Consider the following 19,587-nt stretch of genomic DNA (forward strand, 5'->3'; position numbering starts at 1 on the left):
TTTCCTTAAGGGGCGGAGCATTACTGGATTTCTATACCCAGCCCCAGCTTTCTCGTGGCGGAGTAACTGTGGTGTCCTGGGCTCAGGATCTGGGATTGCTGTGGTGCCTGCTCATGGCCTTTGCAGTGCTTCGTGCGAGTGCGATCTCGGTACAGCTTCTCTTGGCGGCAAGTGGATCGATGCTCATCCTTTGGGGGTTAACGACCGTTTACCAAGGTCTGAGCCTCAGCGATGTCATGTACTTTACTCATGGCCTCCTTTTCCCATCGCTATTTATTGCGGTTGTGGTGATTGCCAGTATCTTTGATTTTTTCATGGATGAGAACTTAACTCCGTCACTGCGTCGGGGGCTTTTAATTACGCTGACGGCCGCCACGCTTTTGTTTGTTATTCAGCTGAATGCGAGTTCTTATACCCTGTTCAACTGGCGCGAGTCAGCGCCGAAAGCATGGCGTGTACTGGTGGATTATCCCTTTGCTGGCATCAACAAGTTTCTTCCGCCAGCGAGTCAGCTGCATCTTTCTGACTCTCGCACAACCAAGCGCGCCAAGTTAGCCACGCTCAATGGTCGTATGGCGAAATTTAGGCACAGTCTGCTGCAAAACATGCAAGCATATGGCGTATCCGCCGGTGACTCTGCGCTGTTTTTGTCGCGCGAGGTTTTTGAGCAGGAGCTCGTTTCACTCAAGGGTCATATCTGGGCTCAAGGGATCTTGGCGTACGCAGTATGGGGCGTCCCGCTTGTGCACGGTGCTCCGGCCAAGTCTTCCGGATATGGCTTGGCGGCATATGCCACAACCGGAAAGCTCATCAGCCGCGACCAGTTCGATATTCGGGTAGCGTGCGAGCGTTCGAAGGCCAAGGTGATATGGATCGCAGATAGATTATCGCCGCCACAGATTCAGGCCAGAGAGTGCCGTCCATGAGTTTCGACATTCGTAGTAATGAACCCAAGAAAGTCGCAATCCTGCAGTCGAACTACATCCCCTGGAAGGGATACTTCGACATGATCGCCTCTGTTGATGAGTTCATCTTGTTCGATGACATGCAGTACACCCGGCGCGACTGGCGTAACCGCAACCAGATCAAGACTCCGCAGGGAGTGCAGTGGCTGACGGTGCCGGTGAAGGTCAAGGGTCGCTATCACCAGAGTATCCGTGAGACCGAGCTCGATGGTGAGGCATGGGCCGAGGCCCATTGGCGCTCGCTGGTGCAGAACTACAGTCGCTCGCGCTGCTTCAAGGAGGTCGCCGAATGGCTGCAGCCGCTCTATCTGGAAGGTACCTTCAGTCATCTGAGTCAGCTCAATCGTGCTTTCATCGAAGCCGTATGCCGCTACCTTGGCATTGCCACGGTCATCAGCAACTCCTGGGATTATGTGCTGGCGGATGGCAAGACGGAGCGTCTGGCGGATCTCTGCCGACAGGCCGGTGGGCAGATCTATGTCTCGGGGCCGGCCGCTAGAGACTACATCGAACCAGACGTTTTCACGGCTGCTGGCGTGGGGCTGAGCTGGTTCGACTACGCCGGCTATCCCGAGTACCCCCAGTTGTGGGGGGACTTCGTACACGGCGTCACTATCCTGGATCTGCTGTTCAACTGTGGCCGCGATGCGGCCCGCTATATGAGGTATGTCGCGGTATGAAGCTTTCCGTCGTCGCGACGCTCTACCAGTCGGCGAGCTACATAGAGGAGTTCTGTCAGCGCGCAGGCGCTGCCGCGCGCGCACTCGTGGGGGATGATTACGAGATAGTACTGGTCAATGACGGGTCTCCCGACCATAGCCTGGATGTGGCGATAGTCTGTGCCGAGAGTGATCGACACCTGCGGGTCGTCGATCTGTCGAAGAACTTCGGTCATCACAAGGCCATGATGACGGGACTTGCCCAGGCGCAAGGGGAGCGGGTTTTTCTGCTCGATAGTGATCTTGAGGAGCAACCCGAATGGCTGGGCGCCTTTGCCGAGCAGATGACGGAGCAGCGAGCCGACGTGGTCTACGGCGTTCAGGAGTCGCGCAAGGGGGGGCTCTTCGAGCGCTGGACCGGGCGCTGGTTCTACAGCCTGTTCAAGGGTATTACCGGCCTTGACCTGCCGGAGAATATTGTGACGGCCCGGCTGATGAGCAGACGCTATGTGGACGCCTTGCTGCGTCACCAGGAGCGTGAGGTGTTTCTGGCTGGGCTGTGGTACATCACCGGCTTTTCCCAGCGTCCTTGCCAGGTGCGCAAGCTTTCTTCCAGCAACACCACCTATACCTTTCGCCGGAAGATGTCGCTGCTGGTCAACTCCGTCACTTCCTTCAGCAATACCCCCTTGGTAGCCATCTTCTACATCGGGCTGGCCATTTTCGGATTTTCTGCCCTGTACACCCTCTGGCTGGTCGTCAGTTGGATGTTTCTAGCGCGTCCTCTGGGCGGCTGGACTTCGGTCATGGCCTCTATCTGGCTGCTCGGGGGGATGGTCATCTCCTTCATCGGTGTGGTCGGTATCTACCTGTCGAAGATCTTCTCCGAAACCAAGCAGCGCCCCTACACGATCATCAGGCAGATTTATGAAAGTACCGACAAGCGAGATTCTTGATGAGGTCGCGGGCTACTACTCGCGCAAACTCGCGAAGCATGGGGAGACACCGCAGGGCGTCGACTGGAACGGTGTCTCCGGGCAGTTGCTGCGCTTCGAGCAATTGTGTCGGGTGGTAGAGGGCAGTACCGGCTTCTCGCTCAATGACCTGGGTTGTGGTTATGGCGCGCTGTGCGAATACCTAGCCGGGCAGTACCGGGACTTTGCCTACAACGGTTTCGACGTGTCCGCGGACATGATCAGCGCCGCCAATGCCCGTTATGCTGGAGACGCTTCGGTTCGTTTCCTGTGTGCGAGCGAACCTGATCAGGTGGCAGACTACGGTGTGGCCAGCGGTATCTTCAATGTGCGCATGGCGCACTCCGAAGCAGAGTGGCTCGGGTATATAGAGTCCGTGCTGGAGACGCTGGATCGCACCAGCAGAAGGGGTTTTGCCTTCAATTGTCTGACCTCCTATTCCGATGCCGATAGAATGCGCGGCGATCTCTACTACGCAGATCCTTGTCATCTCTTCGATCTGTGCAAGCGGCGCTACTCGCGGAATGTGGCGCTACTGCACGACTACGGTCTCTATGAGTTCACCATTCTGGTCAGGAAGGCTTGAGCAATGTGGACCTTGATCGGTTGGTTTTTGGCCTCTCTAGCGGTGTGTGCGCTGCTGGTGAAATGCGTCCCCGGACTGCTTGGCCTGATGTCCACCTTTGCCGGGAGCATGGCGCCCCGCGCATTTCCTGGTAACTCGGCATTCGAGCACAACAAGTTCGCACTGTTGCGCGTGCTCTTCGGTCTGATCCTGTTCGCCAGGGGGCTGGATGTCTATGGGCTGCTGCTGGACTCGGAGCGCTTTTCGGCAGTGGGACTTTGGGCCGGCGCCGAGATGCTTGCCGGTGCTCTGCTGGCGCTAGGGTTGTTGACGCAATGGGTGCTGGTATTTCTGGTCGGGGCTATGTGGCAGTACGGCGACTTGGTGGTAGCCAAGTCGACCCTGGGCAATGACATCGGCGCCATTCTGGCGGTGCTGTTGTTGCTGGTGAATGCCGGCAAGTACTTGTCCCTAGACTCCGCATTACTCAAGCGCCTGCCCAGCCTGCACTGGCCGCTGTTGTACTACCGCGGGGCGCCGGGGCGGGAGGCGATCTTCTATGCCAAGTTCACTACGCTGGCCAGCTACTGGGCGGTTTGCGTGTACTCCATCGCGATCCACCTCAATGAGCCGGCCTGGATGGATGGCAGCGCCGGCCCTCTGCTGCTGAGCAACAACTTCATGGCCGTCTGGCATGAGCAGTTCAGTGCAGTGTTCGCTTCCAGCGCGGTCGCCGTGGGGCTGGCCAAGGGCTCTCTGTGGATGATGATGCTGTGGTATCCGGCCGTCCTGCCTTTCGTCTTGCTGGGCGGCTGGTTCCGCCTCTATGTGATCGTGTGGGGCTGGTTGTTCTTTGCACTGTCGATGTTCTTCCTGCAGCTGGGTTATCTGGCCGAGATCGAGGTGGTGCTGTGGCTTGCACTCTTCTGGTCTGTTTCCGGCCTGGACCGCCGGCAGCCGCTGGAGGTGCTCTATGACGACCGCTGCAACCTCTGTGACCGGACCGTGCAGGCGGTCACCCTGCTGGACGTATTTGGCCGGGTCAATCTGCGCCCGCTCTCGAAGAACAAGCCGCTGCTGGACGAAATCGGCCTCGACATGGAGCAGGCGCTAACCGATCTCTATGGTGTGGATGGGCCGAGCCGCAGGTTGTTCCGTGGTTACGACTTCTACGTTCAGCTGAGCCGTACCCTGGTGCTGCTCTGGCCGCTGTTTCCCCTGCTGTTGCTTGGGCGGCTGCTGTGGATCGGCCCGCGAATTTACCGATTCATTGCCGAGCGTCGCACCCGGTTGTTCGGGGTCTGTGAGCTGCCGCGGCGCAAATTCCTTTGCTCGATGAGCGTTGAGGAAAGCCGTTCGAGCTTCCCCCAGGCCGTCACCCTGCATGTATGTCTACTCATACTGCTCTACTTCGCGGCGGTGCCTACACCCTATATCGGCTGGAACGGCCTGCCCAATCTCGGTGCGCGCCTGGCGCACATCTATGGCATCACACCGATCAATGTCTTCAACAAGACCGATCTGCGCATGGCGGAGAATTGGTTTGTGCTGGACTCTGTCGACTTTCACGAGCGTGTCCCGCTGTTCGCCGAGGATGGCTCGCGGCTGTCGATGCACGCGTCCGATCGTCTCTATTTCGGGCATACGCTGCGTTTCCGACGTGCGGTGATCGGTAAGGCTGGCTGCCATTTCGAGTCCTGGCGACCGCTCTTCGAGTACATGAGCCGCATATACCTGCAGCAGCGAGGGGCGGAAGCGGGCGAGTACGACTTCAGGTATCGCCAGTTCAACCAGCCGCTGGTTAGTGCCGAGGATATCGCCCGCAATCAGTTCAAGCCTGTGGCGCCTGAAGTGCTCTGCGCGCTCGATTACAAGATTGCCTACCGCAAGTGAGGGGCCAGTGAAGAAACTCGTGATATTTGGCTCGGGCGACATTGCCCAGCTTGCCCATTTCTACTTCACCAGCGACTCACCCTACGAGGTGGCGGCCTTTACAGTCGATGCCGCATACCTGGAGGCGTCTTCCTTCTGCGATCTCCCGGTGGTGCCCTTCGAGGAGGTCGCTGCGCACTATCCTCCGGAGAGCTACGACCTGTTCATTGCGCTCAGCTATTCCAAGATCAATGCCCTGCGCAAAGAGAAGTTCCTTGCTGCCAGGGCGCTGGGTTATCACTTAGCCAGCTATGTGAGTTCCCACGCCACCGTGCTCAACCAAGGGCGTATCGGCGAGAACTGCTTTATTTTCGAAGACAACACCGTCCAGCCGTTTGTGAGCATCGGTGACAACGTCACGCTGTGGAGCGGCAATCACATCGGCCACCACTCGGTGATCAGGGATCACGTCTTCATCGCCTCCCATGTGGTGGTGTCCGGCGGCGTGGAGGTGGGTGAGCAATGCTTCATCGGCGTCAATGCCACGCTGCGCGATCACATCAAGGTGGGCGAGCGCTGCGTACTGGGGGCCGGAACCCTGCTGCTGGCTGATGCGGAGCCCGACGGGCTCTACATCGGTAGCGCCACCGAGCGCTCGGCAGTTCCGAGCAGCAGGTTGCGGAAGATATGAGCCGGCGCTGGCGCAAGCTCGGTTGCCTGTTCGTGCCGCCCACCGAAGGGGGGCACGAGAAGCTGCTGACCCATGCGGCCAATCCCCTGCCGGTACACCTGAAGGATGATGTCTATCGGGTCTTCTACAGCGGGCGAGACAGCCGCAATCGCTCTTCGGTCGGCGCAGTCGACGTCGATATCGTTCAGCGCAAGGTGGTCGAACTGCACCACGCCCCCTGCTTTCAGCATGGCCCGGCGGGCAGCTTCTTTGCCGATGGCGTGAGCATCGGCAACTGCTACCAGGCGGATGGGGTTCGCTACATGCTGTTCATGGGCTGGCAGAACCCCGCTGATGGGCACTGGCGGGGAGATATCGGCCGCCTCGTCCTGGATGCCGAGCTCGCCCTACGGCTCGCGGACGAGCAGCCGTTCATGGGCAGCGACTCCACCGACCCGCTGAGCCTCTCCTATCCCTGGGTGCTGAGCAACGCGGAGGGTGGCTTCGACATGTGGTATGGATCGACCCATAGCTGGGATGCAGGCAACGGCGAAATGCTGCATGCCATCCAGCATGCATCGTCGCAGGATGGCCACGCCTGGCAGCGCAATGGTCTGGCCGTACCTTTCGAACTCGGGTTGGCCCAGGCGTTTTCCCGCCCCACCGTGCTTCCTGCTCTGGAGGGTGATGGCCTGGAGATGTGGTTCTCCTACCGCAGTGGTTCGGGAGAGACCTACCGTATTGGCTACGCTCGCAGCGAGGATGGCGCTAACTGGCGGCTTGCCCTGGATCAGGCGGGCATTTCGGTATCCGCCAGCGGCTGGGATTCGGAGATGATCGAGTACCCCTATGTGCTCGATCATGCGGGCCAGCGCTACATGTTCTACAACGGCAACGGCTACGGCCGCAGCGGCTTTGGCCTGGCGGTCCTGGATGCCGACTGAGAAAGGCCTCTGGCGCACGGCCAGGCAACTGTTCAGCTATGCATTAGTCGGGCTCCTGAGCAACCTTGCAGGCTATGCCCTGTATCTGCTACTGACTCATCTGGGCTTTACGCCGAAGCTGACCATGACGGCGCTCTATGCATCGGGGGCCACCCTGGGCTTTTTTGCCAACCGTCGCTTTACCTTTCGCCATGACGGTCATATCGGTGCGGCAGGCCTGCGTTTCATGCTGGCGCATGCGCTGGGCTATCTGCTGAACCTGACGTTGCTGGTGCTCTTCGTCGATACGCTGGGCTTTGCCCACCAGATCGTTCAGGCCGTCGCCATCGTCGTCGTCGCGGTGTTTCTGTTTGTCCTGTTCAGGGGCTTCGTGTTCGTGCAACGCACCCCGGGGCCCGGAGTCGATCCTTCATGAGAGTCTGCCTGCGTTGTGAACACGCCTTCGTCGCCAGTAACTGGCACTGCCCCGACTGTGGCCACGCTCCCGAGCGGCTCCAGGGCATCGATGCCCATGCGCCGGAGTTTGCCCACGAAGGTGGCGGGTTCAAGGCCGACTATTTCGCCGAGCTCGCTGCGCTGGAGGCGGCGAACTTCTGGTTCAGGGCGCGCAACGAGCTGATTGCCTGGGCCATACGCCGCTATCAGCCGGCCATGCAGAACTATCTCGAAGTGGGCTGTGGCACAGGCTTCGTGCTTTCCGGAGTCGCTGCCGAGCACCCGCAGGCACAGTTGTTCGGCAGCGAGATATTCCTCGCCGGCCTGCCGTTTGCGGCTGCACGCGTGCCGAGTGCCCAGTTCATGCAGATGGATGCCCGGCATATTCCCTTCCGCGACGAGTTCGACGTCGTGGGGGCGTTCGATGTGCTGGAACACATTGAAGAGGACGAGCGGGTGATGGGGCAGTTGCATCAGGCGCTACGGCTTGGCGGAGTTCTGCTGGCAACTGTCCCGCAACACGCCTGGCTTTGGAGTGCCGCGGATGACTATGCCTGCCACGTGCGGCGCTATGCCCCCGGGGAGTTGGAGAAAAAGCTGGAGAGCAGCGGCTTTCGCATCGAATGCACTAGCTCATTCGTCAGCCTCCTATTGCCGGCCATGCTGCTGTCGCGCTTACAGAACAAGCGGGTGGACCAGGATTACGACCCATTGGCCGAGCTCAGGCTGCCTGCCCCGCTCAATGCCCTGTTCCTGGGGCTGATGCGCCTTGAGCAGGGGCTGATCCGCCTCGGCATCAATCTGCCGATTGGCGGCTCGCGGCTGGTAGTGGCAAGAAAGGTGGGCCCATGAGGATTCCCTTCAACAAGCCTTACATGACCGGCAAGGAGCTCGGCTATATCGCCGAGGCCCATGCCAACAGCCACCTGGCCGGCGACGGCGCCTTCACCCGCAAGTGTTCAGGTTGGCTGGAGGCGCAGATTGGTTGCCGTAAGGCACTGCTCACCCATTCCTGCACTGCAGCCCTGGAAATGGCGGCCATCCTTGCCGACCTGCAGCCAGGCGACGAAGTGATCATGCCGTCCTTTACCTTCGTCTCCACGGCCAATGCGTTCGTGCTGCGCGGTGCCATCCCGGTATTCGTCGATGTCCGTCCGGACACCTTCAATATCGATGAGAGCAAGATCGAGACGGCCATCACCGCGCGTACCCGGGCGATAGTCCCGGTGCACTACGCCGGTGTCGGTTGCGAGATGGACGCCATCATGGACATCGCCGAGCGCCATGGCCTGATCGTCATCGAGGACGCGGCCCAGGGCGTCATGTCCCGCTACAAGGGCAGGCCGCTCGGCTCCATCGGCCACCTGGCCTGTCTCAGCTTCCACGAGACCAAGAATCTCAGCTCGGGCGAGGGCGGTGCACTGCTGATCAACGATCCGGTCTATGCCCTGCGCGCAGAGATCATCCGGGAGAAGGGCACCAACCGCAGCCAGTTCTTCCGCGGCCAGGTGGACAAGTACACCTGGTGCGACCTCGGCTCCAGCTATCTGCCCAGCGAGCTGAACGCCGCCTTCCTGATGGCGCAGATGGAGGAGGCGCAGGACATCACACTGCGGCGCCTGCAGCTCTGGCAGCGCTACCACGAGGCCTTTGCCGAACTGGAGCAGCAAGGCAGGCTGCGGCGCCCCCAGATGCCGGCGAGCTGCGGGCACAATGCTCATATGTACTACCTGCTGCTGCCCGACCTGCAGCAGCGCACGGCCTTTATCGAGGCGATGCGGGCGCGCGACATCGGCACCGTATTCCACTATGTACCGTTGCATTCCGCACCGGCGGGGCAGAGGTACGGTCGTGCCCATGACGGCCTGGCGGTTACCCAGAGTGTCGCCGAGCGCCTGGTGCGCTTACCGCTCTGGGTCGGCCTGGAGAGCGATATTGACGAGGTCATCTCGTCGGTAGTGGCCGTATTGGGCGTCTGATCCTGGCAACAAGAAAAAGCCCCGCATCTGCGGGGCTTTTTCATTTGGGCGACGATCAGGCGCGATCACGTTCCAGCAATGGCTTGAGGAAGTGCCCGGTATGCGAAGCCGGGTTGGCCGCGACGTCCTCCGGGGTGCCGGTGGCGATGATCATGCCGCCCTTGGAGCCGCCCTCGGGGCCGAGGTCGACCAGCCAGTCGGCGGTCTTGATGACATCGAGGTTGTGCTCGATCACCACCACGGTGTTGCCGTGGTCGCGCAGGCGGTGCAACACGTCGAGCAGTTGCTGGATATCGGCGAAGTGCAGGCCGGTGGTCGGCTCGTCGAGGATGTACAGGGTCTTGCCGGTGTCGCGCTTGGAAAGCTCGCGGCTCAGCTTGACCCGCTGCGCCTCGCCACCGGACAGGGTGGTCGCGCTCTGGCCCAGCTTGATGTAGGACAGACCGACGTCGACCAGGGTCTGCAGCTTGCGCGCCAGCGCCGGCACGGCATCGAAGAACTCGCGGGCTTCCTCGATGGTCATGTCGAGCACCTCGGTGATGCTCTTGCCCTTGTACTTCACTTCCAGGGTTTCGCGGTTGTAGCGCTTGCCCTTGCACACGTCGCACGGCACGTAGATGTCCGGCAGGAAGTGCATCTCCACCTTGATCACGCCGTCGCCCTGGCAGGCCTCGCAGCGGCCGCCCTTGACGTTGAAGCTGAAGCGGCCCGGCCCGTAGCCGCGCGAGCGCGACTCGGGCACACCGGCGAACAGTTCGCGGATCGGGGTGAACAGGCCGGTGTAGGTAGCGGGGTTGGAACGCGGCGTACGGCCGATAGGGCTCTGGTCGATGTCGACCACCTTGTCCAGGTGCTGCAGGCCGTCGAACGAGTCGTGCGGCGCAGCCTCCAGGGTGGTGGCACCATTCAGCGCGGTGGCGGTGAGCGGGAACAGGGTGTTGTTGATCAGCGTCGACTTGCCCGAGCCGGACACGCCGGTCACGCAGGTGAGCAGGCCGACCGGGATCTCCAGGTCGACGTTGCGCAGGTTGTTGCCGCGCGCGCCCTTGAGCTTGAGCAGCTTCTTCTTGTCGCGCGGGGTGCGGGTGGCCGGGTAGCGGATCTTCTCGCGGCCGGAGAGATACTTGCCGGTCAGCGAGTCGGGGTGGTTCATCACCTCGTCCGGGGTACCTTCGGCGACCACGCGGCCGCCGTGCACGCCGGCGCCGGGGCCGATGTCGACCACGTAATCGGCCAGGCGGATGGCGTCCTCGTCGTGCTCGACGACTATCACCGTGTTGCCCAGGTTGCGCAGGTGGGTGAGGGTGCCGAGCAGGCGCTCGTTGTCGCGCTGGTGCAGGCCGATGGACGGCTCGTCGAGGATGTACATCACGCCGACCAGGCCGGCGCCGATCTGGCTGGCCAGGCGGATACGCTGGGCCTCGCCGCCGGACAAGGTGTCGGCGCTGCGGTCCAGGGTCAGGTAGTCGAGGCCGACGTTGACCAGGAACTGCAGGCGCTCGCGGATCTCCTTGAGGATCTTCTCGGCGATCTCGCCGCGGCGGCCGGTCAGGCTCATGCCGCCGAAATAGTCGCAGGCCTCGCCTACCGGCAGGCCGGTGACGGCCGGCAGGGTGCGCTCGCCCACCCACACGTGGCGCGCTTCGCGGCGCAGGCGGGTGCCACGGCAGTCCGGGCAGGGCTGGGTGCTGAGGAACTTGGCCAGCTCCTCGCGCACAGTGGCCGACTCGGTCTCGCGGTAACGGCGCTCGAGGTTGGGGATGATGCCCTCGAACGGGTGCGAGCGTTTGACGATGTCGCCGCGGTCGTTGAGGTACTTGAAGTCGACGTTCTGCGTGCCGCTGCCGAACAGGATGACCTTCTGGTGCTCGGCGGCCAGCTCGTCGAACGGCTCCTCCAGGCTGAAACCGTAGTGCGTGGAGAGCGAGCCGAGCATCTGGAAGTAGTAGACGTTGCGCCGGTCCCAGCCGCGGATGGCACCTTCGGCCAGGGTCAGCTCGCCGTTGACCAGGCGCTTGCCGTCGAAGAACTGCTTCACGCCCAGGCCGTCGCAGGTCGGGCAGGCGCCGGCCGGGTTGTTGAAGGAGAACAGCTTGGGCTCCAGCTCGCTGATCGAATGGCCGCAGTGCGGGCAGGCGAAGCGCGCGGAGAAGATGATCTCGTCACCCTCTTCGTCGTCCATGGGGGCGACCAGGGCGATGCCGTCGGCCAGCTTGATGGCGGTCTCGAAGGATTCGGCCAGGCGCTGCTGCAGGTCCTCGCGCACCTTGAAGCGGTCCACCACCACATCGATGGAGTGCTTCTTCTGCTTGTCCAGCTTGGGCAGTTCGTCCAGCTCGTAGAGCTTGCCGTTGACCCGGGCGCGCACGAAGCCCTGGGCGCGCAGCTCTTCGAACACCGCCAGATGCTCGCCCTTGCGCTCGCGGATCACCGGGGCCAGCAGCATCAGCTTGCGGCCCTCGGGCAGGGCCAGCACCTGGTCGACCATCTGGCTGACGGTCTGTGCTTCCAGCGGCACGTCGTGGTCCGGGCAGCGCGGGATGCCGACGCGGGCATAGAGCAGACGCAGGTAGTCGTAGATCTCGGTGATGGTGCCGACGGTCGAGCGCGGGTTGTGCGAGGTCGACTTCTGCTCGATGGAGATGGCCGGAGAGAGGCCCTCGATGGTGTCGACGTCGGGCTTCTCCATCATCGACAGGAACTGCCGGGCGTAGGCCGACAACGACTCGACATAACGGCGCTGACCCTCGGCGTAGAGGGTGTCGAAGGCCAGCGATGACTTGCCGGAACCGGACAGGCCGGTGATCACGATCAGCTTGTCGCGCGGCAGGGTCAGGTCGACGTTTTTAAGGTTATGGGTGCGAGCGCCCCGGATCAGAATCTTGTCCACTTAGGGAACCTCTAAAAGCTATCTGCGTTGCCATCGCTGCGTTAAAAGCAGGCTCAGAATGCTCATTTACTACTCGTAAACTGCGCGTCTTCGCCTGCTTTTGCCTTGCGCTGGCTGCCTCGCCAACGCTTTTAGAGGCTCCCGACTGCAGCCTCGCAGGTGGGCGGGCGGAAACCACGCAGTATACGGCCGGCCGTCGTCGCGCGGCAAAGCGCCGCGCCTGTATCGGCGCAGGGATGGCTGCTAGAATCGCCGGCCAATTTGTTCAGGGTTTTTCCATGCACGATCCGCACAGCGAACGCATGAGTGCCAGCGAAACGCGCGCCGCCGGTGGCCTGGCCCTGGTGTTCGCCTTCCGCATGCTGGGCATGTTCATGGTCCTGCCGGTGCTGGCCACCTACGGCACCGACCTGGCCGGTGCCACCCCGGCGCTGATCGGCCTGGCCATTGGCGCCTACGGCCTGACCCAGGCGCTGCTGCAGATTCCCTTCGGCGTGATCTCCGACCGCATCGGCCGCCTGCCGGTGATCTATATCGGCCTGCTGATCTTCGCCGCCGGTGCCGCCCTGGCGGCCACCGCCGACTCCATCTGGGGCGTGATCGCCGGGCGTGTGCTGCAGGGCGCCGGGGCCATCTCGGCGGCGGTGATGGCGCTGCTCTCCGACCTGACCCGCGAACAGCACCGCACCAAGGCCATGGCCATGATCGGCATGAGCATCGGCCTGTCATTCGCCGTGGCCATGGTGGTTGGCCCGCTGCTGACCCGCGCCTTTGGCCTCTCCGGGTTGTTCTGGGCCACCGCCGGCATGGCGCTGGTCGGCATGCTGATCATCGCCCTGTTCGTGCCGCGTGCCTCCACGACGCTGCAGCACCGCGAGTCCGGAGTGGCGCGCCAGGCGCTGCGGCCGACCTTGCGCAACCCCGAGCTGCTGCGCCTGAACCTGGGCATCGGCGTACTGCACGCGATCCTCATGGCCAGTTTCGTCGCCCTGCCGCTGGCGCTGGTGGAGGAGGGCGGGCTGGCCAAGGAAGAGCACTGGTGGGTCTATCTCAGCGCGCTGCTGGTCGGCTTCTTCGGCATGGTGCCGTTCATCATCTATGCCGAGAAAAAACGCCGGATGAAGCGCGTGCTGTGTGGCGCGGTGGCCATGCTGGTGCTCTGCGAGCTGTACTTCTGGGCTTTCGGCCACGGTCTCAAGGCGCTGGTGCTGGGCTTCATCCTGTTCTTCACCGCCTTCAACCTGCTGGAGGCCTCGCTGCCTTCGCTGGTGAGCAAGGTGGCGCCGGCCGGCGGCAAGGGCACGGCCATGGGCGTGTACTCCACCAGCCAGTTCCTCGGCGCCGCACTGGGCGGCATTCTGGGTGGCTGGCTGTACCAGCACGGCGGCCTCGGCCTGGTGTTCGTCGGCTGTGCGTTGCTGGGGGTTTTCTGGCTGCTGGCAGCTGCTACTATGCGCGAGCCGCCTTATGTGACCAGTCTGCGCCGCCCGCTTGCCGAGACGGCGCTGGCCGACAGCGGACTGGTGGGGCGACTCCTCGCGATACCCGGCGTCAGCGACGCCATCGTGGTGGCCGAGGAGGCCGCGTTGTACATCAAAGTGGACACCCAACAATTGGACCGCGCGTTGCTCGAGCAAGTGCTCGAAGAGGCCGCGGGGACGCATTCAGCTTAGGTGTTCAGGGCTAATTCTTTTTGTCCACCCTGGGGGCGTATAGGGGCAATTTATTTTGTCCATTTCTCTTCAGGGGCAATTAAAAATGTCCATTTCCCTCGTAAGCTCTCTCTACTGAAAGCCCGCCTTATGGCGGGCTTTTTTATGCGATGCCGAATGGCGGAAGTGGGCGTTGGTGACAGGCAGCTAACGGCCGATTCTGTTGAAAAAGTAGCTGCCCACCCACGTCGCCGGCAGAATTGCTCTGTCAGCGAGCGCGGGGGCGAACAGCATGATGGGAGAGCTACCGAGTGGACAGCAGCGCCTGTTCTACTCGTTCAATCTGGAAGACCACGTTCCGCCCCAACACCTTTTGCGCAGCATCGACCAGTGCCTGGATCTCAGCGATCTGCGTACACACATGGCCGACTTCTACAGCCCCATCGGACGCCCCTCGATTGATCCGGAGTTGATGGTGCGCATGCTGATCGTTGGCTACTGCTACGGCATCCGTTCCGAGCGACAGCTGTGCGAAGAGGTGCATCTAAATCTGGCCTATCGCTGGTTCTGCCGGCTGGGTCTGGAAGACGAAGTACCCAATCACTCAACCTTCTCGAAGAATCGCCACGGCCGCTTCCGTGACAGCGACCTGTTCCGCTGGTTGTTCAACGAGGTGCTGCGCCGCTGCATGGCAGCTGGACTGATCAAAGGCGAAGGCTTCGCTGTCGACGCCAGCATCATCAAGGCTGATGCCAACCGGCAACGTGGGGTGGCGGGAGATGAGGTCGATTGGCGTGATCCAACGCTCAGCAACCGCGCTGTGCGCGAGTACCTTGAAGCCCTTGATGAAGAGGCGCTGGCTGAAGCTCTTCCCAAGAAAATTTCGCTCACCGATCCGTTGTCCCGTTGGACTGCTGCGCCAGGCGGCCCGGCCTTCTTTGCCTACTCCACGAATTACCTGATCGATACTGAGCACGGCGTGATCATGGATGTGGAAGCGACCCCGGCGCACCGTACCGCCGAAGTCGACTCAACCAGGACGATGGTGGCGCGTGTCGAAGCGCAGTTCGACCTCACGCCGAAACGCCTCATTGGTGATACCGCCTACGGCACTGCCCCGATGCTGGCCTGGATGGTCGAAGAAAAAAACATCGAGCCGCATGTGCCGGTGTGGGACAAGACCGAGCGCAAGGACGACAGCCTCTCCAGTAACGACTTCCTCTGGAATCCGGAAGCCAATGAATACCGCTGCCCAGCCGGCAAACCGCTACGCAGTGAGTGGCGCGCCTTCACTCAGCAAAGATCGCGGGTGACCAAGGCCAATACCATCATCTACCGCTCCAGCCAAACCGACTGCGCCACCTGTCCGCTGAAAGAAAAGTGCTGCCCCAACACGCCGAACCGGAAGATCGTCCGCAGCATCCATGAGGCTGCCCGCGACGTAGCACGACGCATCGCCAAGACGCCGGAATACCTAGTCTCTCGTTGCGAGCGGAAGAAGGTGGAGATGCTTTTCGCCCACCTCAAACGGATCATGAAACTCGACCGTTTACGACTGCGTGGCCTGACGGGTGCGACTGATGAATTCACCTTGGCCGCGACCGTGCAAAACCTGCGACGCATGGCCAAGCTTCTGCCTCACGGGCCGCCACCCACGGGATAGGTACGCCTGCTGTGAGCAGAAACCCTCGAATTAACCTTCAAACCTGAGCCAGAGTGCTCAGCGAAACACCGAAAGGCAACTTGAAGTGGCTTGCAGCCACTTCAACAGCAGGCACACCTGACAGGCCAACTGCCGCTGAACCTACTTTTTCAACAGAATCGGCCCAGAGTGTGTAAAAACGTCCGGAGAAACCCTTGCTATGATTTCTGAGAATTTCATCGCAAGGGAAACCCATGAAACGGTTTATCCAGGGTGAACACCGAGGTCAAAGCACCTTACTTCCTGAAAGCCTCGACGACTACGTCAGTGATACCAATCCAGTGCGTGTGGTCGATGTTTTCGTCGATGAGCTCGATCTTGGCCAGCTGGGCTTCGATGGTGTCGTCCCGGCTGAAACAGGTCGCCCCGCCTACCATCCTGCCGACCTCCTGAAGATCTACATCTACGGCTATCTCAATCGCATCCAGTCCAGCCGCCGTCTCGAACGTGAGGCTCAGCGCAACGTTGAGTTGATGTGGCTGACCGGACGTTTGATGCCGGACTTCAAGACCATCGCCAACTTCCGCAAGGATAACGGCAAGGCAATCCGCGGCGTCTGCCGGCAGTTCGTGGTGCTGTGTCAGCAGCTTGGCCTGTTTTCGGAAGCGCTGGTGGCCATCGACGGCAGCAAGTTCAAGGCGGTCAACAATCGCGACCGCAATTTCACCAGCGCCAAGCTTCAGCGGCGAATGGAGGAGATCGAGTCCAGCATCAACCGCTACCTGACTGCACTCGATACCGCAGATCGTCAGGAACCTACCGTGGCGCAGATCAAAGCCGAACGTCTCCACGACAAGATCGCGACCTTGAAAACTAAGCTGCAAGAGCTCAAGGAAATCGAGGTTCAGCTCAACGAAACACCGGATAAACAGATATCCCTGACCGATCCTGATGCCCGTTCAATGAAGACTCGGGGCAGCGGAATGGTCGGCTACAACGTGCAGGCGGCGGTCGATGCGAAGCACCACCTAATCGTGACGCACGAGGTCACGAACGACGGAGTTGATCGAGACCAACTGAGCTCCATGGCCAAGCAGGCACGAGAGGCCATGGGCGTCGAGAAGCTCTCGGCGGTCGCAGACAGAGGGTATTTCAAAGGTGAAGAAATCCTGGCGTGCCATGAAGCTGGAATCACCGTTTTCGTGCCCAAGACGCTGACCTCGGGAGCCACAGCGGCGGGCCGCTTCGGCAAAGGTGATTTCATCTATGACGCAGCCAAGAACGAGTACCGATGCCCGGCTGGGGAAAGCCTGATCTGGCGGTACTCAAGCGTCGAGAAAGGACTGAAGCTGCACCGCTACTGGAGTTCGCACTGCCAGGGTTGTGCGTTGAAAGAGCACTGTACGCCGAGCCCACAGCGCCGGGTGAGCCGTTGGGAGCATGAGGCCGTGCTCGAGGCTATGCAGAGTCGCCTGGATCAAGCGCCCGAGATGATGCGGATCCGCCGCCAAACGGTTGAACACCCGTTTGGCACGCTGAAGTCCTGGATGGGCGCCACCCACTTCCTCACCAGAACGCTCGACCGGGTGAGCACCGAGATGAGTCTGCATGCGCTCGCCTACAATCTCAAACGCGTGCTGAACGTGCTGGGCAGCGGTGCCCTGATGGCAGCGATGAAGGCCTGAGGCCTGTTTTACGACTCTTGTCGCCCTCCAGCAGGCGCGCCGAAGCCGAAAGTGGCATAGCAACCAGAATCACCGATTGCGCCTGAGTGGGCCTCCGACGGCCTCCTGGACACTGAGAAAATCTCCCGGCAGTTGGTGGCCATCGCTTGCTGCGTTTTTACACGGTCTGGGCCATAAGCGGTCGTCGAGTGTCTACGAAACTAGGGGCGATTCAGCAACCGTCGGAGAGCGACGATTTACGGGGTTTTGCTCGGCAATAACATGCCGATCAACGAAAGAACGAAGATAACGCCGAAGACAAATGCGCCTAGGTTTAGTCCAAGCAACAGCTTCTCGCTGCCGTCTGACAGAACCATGGATCCTCCGTACCAGTCCCGAATGACATAAGCCAGCAGGAACCCGCCCGTAACCAGAGTGGCGAGGAAATTCGGAAGGCGGGTTTGGTTGCGGCCCCAGGTCAGCCAGAGTGAAAGCACAGCCAGTGATGTGTTGGTTGCCAGTTGCCACACTTCATGAAGCCTGGCATGGGCTTCTCAGGCGGGATTGAACACATGCGTCTGATTGAGCTCCAGCAGGGGGACCCCGAGGCCGTAAAGCAGCGCACCGATTGTGATGACTAACTTGGCCAACATGTTCATTTCCTCGTCCAAGGGGTGATCACGACCAGCGACGTACCAAGGCCGTCACCGGTCGCGTTACGAGTGTCAAATCAAACTAGATCGTCAGATCTGTTGCCATGCGCGATCCGCAAACATCTCATCCAGTGGGGTATGGAAAAGGTGGTTGGCGTAGTTGCTCAGCGTTTTTACAGCCAGTGCCAGCACAATTTCCAGCACCTGGCGTTCGCCATACCCTGCGGCTAGGAAGGACTGTACCGCCGCAGCCGATGGCAGGCCCCGGGTGTGAAACAGGACGCGAACGAATTCGGCAAGAGCTACCAGTTTTTCATCAGCGATAGGGGAGCCGTCGCGAATGGCATCGGTTATCTGGGGCGCCAAGCCGGACATCTTGTCGGCCAAGGTGCTGTGTGCCGATACGCAGTACTCACAGCCATTTTCGCGACTGATAACCAGAAAAATGACTTCTTGCTCCGCGGGAGTAAATCCCGATTCCTTACGGAAGGCTGCGTAGCCATCGAGATAGGTTTTCAGCAGCCCAGGGGAGTTGACCATGTTGGCGTACATGTTGGGGATAAAGCCCACTTGCGCCTTGGCGCCTTCCAGAATGGCTTTGGCTGGGCCATCGGCGTTGTCGAGATTGATTGCGGGAAGTGACAGTTGATATTCGCTAAGCATGTCGGGTCCTTGCTGATTGAGCTGGCTGTTTCGAATCTCGGCTCTCCGTCGCAGGATGCGAGAAGGGAGTGCCGAGATGACTTGGCAGGCACGGACAGACTGGCAATGCGCTGTCACGGGCTGCTCAACTCAGATGTGAGTTCGGGAGGCTTGTTACAGGAGGGAGTAGAACGTGGCACAGGGCGGCACTCACGTGGCTATTTTCATGGTCAATGCGTGCAACGTAGTACCTTGGCTGTAACGCTGGAGGCGGGTGCGACTCAAAGGTACAGATTCAAGGAGCAATCACGCTATGCACGCAATGTTACCCCTGCTCAATGCCCTCGATTTTCCGCCGCTGCGACGTGCCCGCCTTGAGGCGCTGCAGGTCAATCTTACCTACCAGTGCAACCAGCGCTGCCTGCATTGTCATGTGAATGCGGGGCCGACCCGAACTGAGGCCATGACCGACGAAAGTCTGGCTTTGTTGCATCAGGTGATCGATACGCACTCTGTTACCACCCTGGATCTGACCGGTGGCGCTCCGGAGATGCACCCTCGCTTTCGGGAGGTCGTGACTCATGCCAGGCGTGAAGGCTTGCGAGTGATCGACCGCTGCAACCTGACTATCCTCAGCGAACCAGGCTATGAGGATTTGGCCGACTTTCTGGCCGATCAAGGTGTTGAAATCAGCGCCTCGTTACCCTGCTACTCGCGTGAGAACGTCGACAAGCAACGTGGCGATGGCGTGTTCGACGCCAGTATCCGTGGTCTGCAGCAGCTCAACCGTCTCGGTTATGGCATCGACGGCAGTGGTCTGCTCCTGAATCTGGTGTATAACCCCCAGGGGCCCAGTTTGCCGCCTGACCAGACCAAGCTTGAGGCCGACTACAAGGCGCACCTGGTCGAGGATTTTGGCATTCACTTCAGCCATCTGCTGACCATCACCAATCAGCCGATAGCCCGTTTCGGCAGCACCCTGGTGAGCAAGGGGCAGTTCAATGGCTACATGCAGCTGTTGCGTGATAGCTACCGCCCGGAAAACCTCGATGCGGTGATGTGCAAGAGCCTGGTCAGTGTCGACTGGCAGGGCTACCTGTACGACTGCGACTTCAACCAGATGCTCGACCTGCCAATGGCCATGCCTGAACTGATTGGTCGTGACCGTCCCCATCTGCGTGATCTGCTCAAGGCAGCGAGCCTTGCAGACAACCCCATCATCACCCGCGATCACTGCTATGCCTGCACCGCCGGGCAAGGCTCCAGTTGCGCCGGTGCACTGGATAACTACTAAGGAGGGGTTGGTCATGGACAAGCGCAAAGCGGCCCTGTTGGCCATTATTCTGCTCGCGATAGCGGGTTTCTTTCTGTTCGACTTGGG

Annotated in this window: 17 protein-coding genes; 14 read left to right on the top strand and 3 right to left on the bottom strand. The window is 60.8% G+C overall.

The features are described from left to right. From PA6_RS21040 to rffA, 10 genes are all read left to right on the top strand, one after another. A partial coding sequence (locus PA6_RS21040) for a hypothetical protein (RefSeq protein ID WP_021703017.1) occupies positions 1 to 926 on the top strand: 926 nt, incomplete at its 5' end. Continuing rightward, complete coding sequence (locus PA6_RS21045; RefSeq protein WP_021703018.1) at positions 923 to 1,645, top strand: WbqC family protein; 723 nt, start codon at positions 923 to 925, stop codon at positions 1,643 to 1,645. The genes PA6_RS21040 and PA6_RS21045, both read left to right, overlap by 4 nt. Beyond that, a complete protein-coding gene (locus PA6_RS21050) occupies positions 1,642 to 2,580 on the top strand; it encodes a glycosyltransferase family 2 protein (RefSeq protein ID WP_021703019.1) in 939 nt (312 codons plus the stop codon). The genes PA6_RS21045 and PA6_RS21050 overlap by 4 nt, the downstream gene beginning before the upstream one ends. Next, complete coding sequence (locus PA6_RS21055; protein WP_021703020.1) at positions 2,552 to 3,184, top strand: class I SAM-dependent methyltransferase; 633 nt, start codon at positions 2,552 to 2,554, stop codon at positions 3,182 to 3,184. Before PA6_RS21050 ends, PA6_RS21055 begins: the two co-directional genes overlap by 29 nt. Positions 3,185 to 3,187: 3 nt before the next feature. After that, complete coding sequence (locus tag PA6_RS21060; RefSeq protein WP_021703021.1) at positions 3,188 to 5,056, top strand: thiol-disulfide oxidoreductase DCC family protein; 1,869 nt, start codon at positions 3,188 to 3,190, stop codon at positions 5,054 to 5,056. A 7-nt stretch (positions 5,057 to 5,063) separates the two neighbouring features. Next, positions 5,064 to 5,726 (top strand): acetyltransferase, encoded by a 663-nt coding sequence (locus PA6_RS21065; protein ID WP_043217229.1) that lies wholly within the window; start codon positions 5,064 to 5,066, stop codon positions 5,724 to 5,726. Continuing rightward, positions 5,723 to 6,649 carry a glycoside hydrolase family protein gene (locus PA6_RS21070; RefSeq protein ID WP_021703023.1) on the top strand — a complete coding sequence of 309 codons (927 nt, stop codon included), beginning with the start codon at positions 5,723 to 5,725 and terminating at the stop codon, positions 6,647 to 6,649. The genes PA6_RS21065 and PA6_RS21070 overlap by 4 nt, the downstream gene beginning before the upstream one ends. Next, the gene (locus PA6_RS21075; RefSeq protein ID WP_021703024.1) at positions 6,639 to 7,064 is read left to right on the top strand and encodes a GtrA family protein; all 426 of its coding nucleotides are present in this window, start codon (positions 6,639 to 6,641) and stop codon (positions 7,062 to 7,064) included. Before PA6_RS21070 ends, PA6_RS21075 begins: the two co-directional genes overlap by 11 nt. Beyond that, complete coding sequence (locus tag PA6_RS21080; protein ID WP_021703025.1) at positions 7,061 to 7,936, top strand: class I SAM-dependent methyltransferase; 876 nt, start codon at positions 7,061 to 7,063, stop codon at positions 7,934 to 7,936. The genes PA6_RS21075 and PA6_RS21080 overlap by 4 nt, the downstream gene beginning before the upstream one ends. Then, the gene (gene rffA, locus PA6_RS21085) at positions 7,933 to 9,063 is read left to right on the top strand and encodes a dTDP-4-amino-4,6-dideoxygalactose transaminase (RefSeq protein WP_021703026.1); all 1,131 of its coding nucleotides are present in this window, start codon (positions 7,933 to 7,935) and stop codon (positions 9,061 to 9,063) included. The genes PA6_RS21080 and rffA overlap by 4 nt, the downstream gene beginning before the upstream one ends. Before the next feature lie 55 nt (positions 9,064 to 9,118). Here the strand turns inward: rffA and uvrA are convergent, their stop codons facing one another. Next, on the bottom strand, positions 9,119 to 11,953 hold the full coding sequence (gene uvrA / locus PA6_RS21090; protein WP_021703027.1) for an excinuclease ABC subunit UvrA: 2,835 nt from the start codon (positions 11,951 to 11,953) through the stop codon (positions 9,119 to 9,121). 278 nt (positions 11,954 to 12,231) lie between these two features. Between uvrA and PA6_RS21095 the strand changes: the two genes are divergently transcribed. The 3 genes from PA6_RS21095 (at position 12,232) to PA6_RS21105 (ending at position 16,932) form a co-directional block, all read left to right on the top strand. Then, complete coding sequence (locus PA6_RS21095; protein WP_021703028.1) at positions 12,232 to 13,626, top strand: MFS transporter; 1,395 nt, start codon at positions 12,232 to 12,234, stop codon at positions 13,624 to 13,626. A gap of 271 nt (positions 13,627 to 13,897) precedes the next feature. Next, positions 13,898 to 15,268 carry an IS1182 family transposase gene (locus PA6_RS21100; protein WP_021703029.1) on the top strand — a complete coding sequence of 457 codons (1,371 nt, stop codon included), beginning with the start codon at positions 13,898 to 13,900 and terminating at the stop codon, positions 15,266 to 15,268. Positions 15,269 to 15,501: 233 nt separating this feature from the next. Next, on the top strand, positions 15,502 to 16,932 hold the full coding sequence (locus PA6_RS21105) for an IS1182 family transposase (RefSeq protein WP_021703031.1): 1,431 nt from the start codon (positions 15,502 to 15,504) through the stop codon (positions 16,930 to 16,932). A 236-nt stretch (positions 16,933 to 17,168) separates the two neighbouring features. Here the strand turns inward: PA6_RS21105 and PA6_RS21110 are convergent, their stop codons facing one another. Both PA6_RS21110 and PA6_RS21115 read right to left on the bottom strand, forming a co-directional pair. Continuing rightward, positions 17,169 to 17,441, bottom strand: coding sequence for a hypothetical protein (locus tag PA6_RS21110; protein ID WP_021703032.1), 273 nt, complete (start codon positions 17,439 to 17,441; stop codon positions 17,169 to 17,171). Between the two features lie 213 nt (positions 17,442 to 17,654). Beyond that, positions 17,655 to 18,227, bottom strand: coding sequence for a carboxymuconolactone decarboxylase family protein (locus PA6_RS21115; protein WP_021703033.1), 573 nt, complete (start codon positions 18,225 to 18,227; stop codon positions 17,655 to 17,657). Positions 18,228 to 18,519: 292 nt separating this feature from the next. On the opposite strand from PA6_RS21115, the gene arsS reads away from it, so the two are divergent. Next, complete coding sequence (gene arsS / locus PA6_RS21120) at positions 18,520 to 19,500, top strand: arsenosugar biosynthesis radical SAM (seleno)protein ArsS (RefSeq protein ID WP_021703034.1); 981 nt, start codon at positions 18,520 to 18,522, stop codon at positions 19,498 to 19,500. Positions 19,501 to 19,587 lie beyond the last annotated feature (87 nt).

The organism is Aquipseudomonas alcaligenes NBRC 14159 (assembly GCF_000467105.1).
GTDB lineage: Bacteria > Pseudomonadota > Gammaproteobacteria > Pseudomonadales > Pseudomonadaceae > Aquipseudomonas > Aquipseudomonas alcaligenes.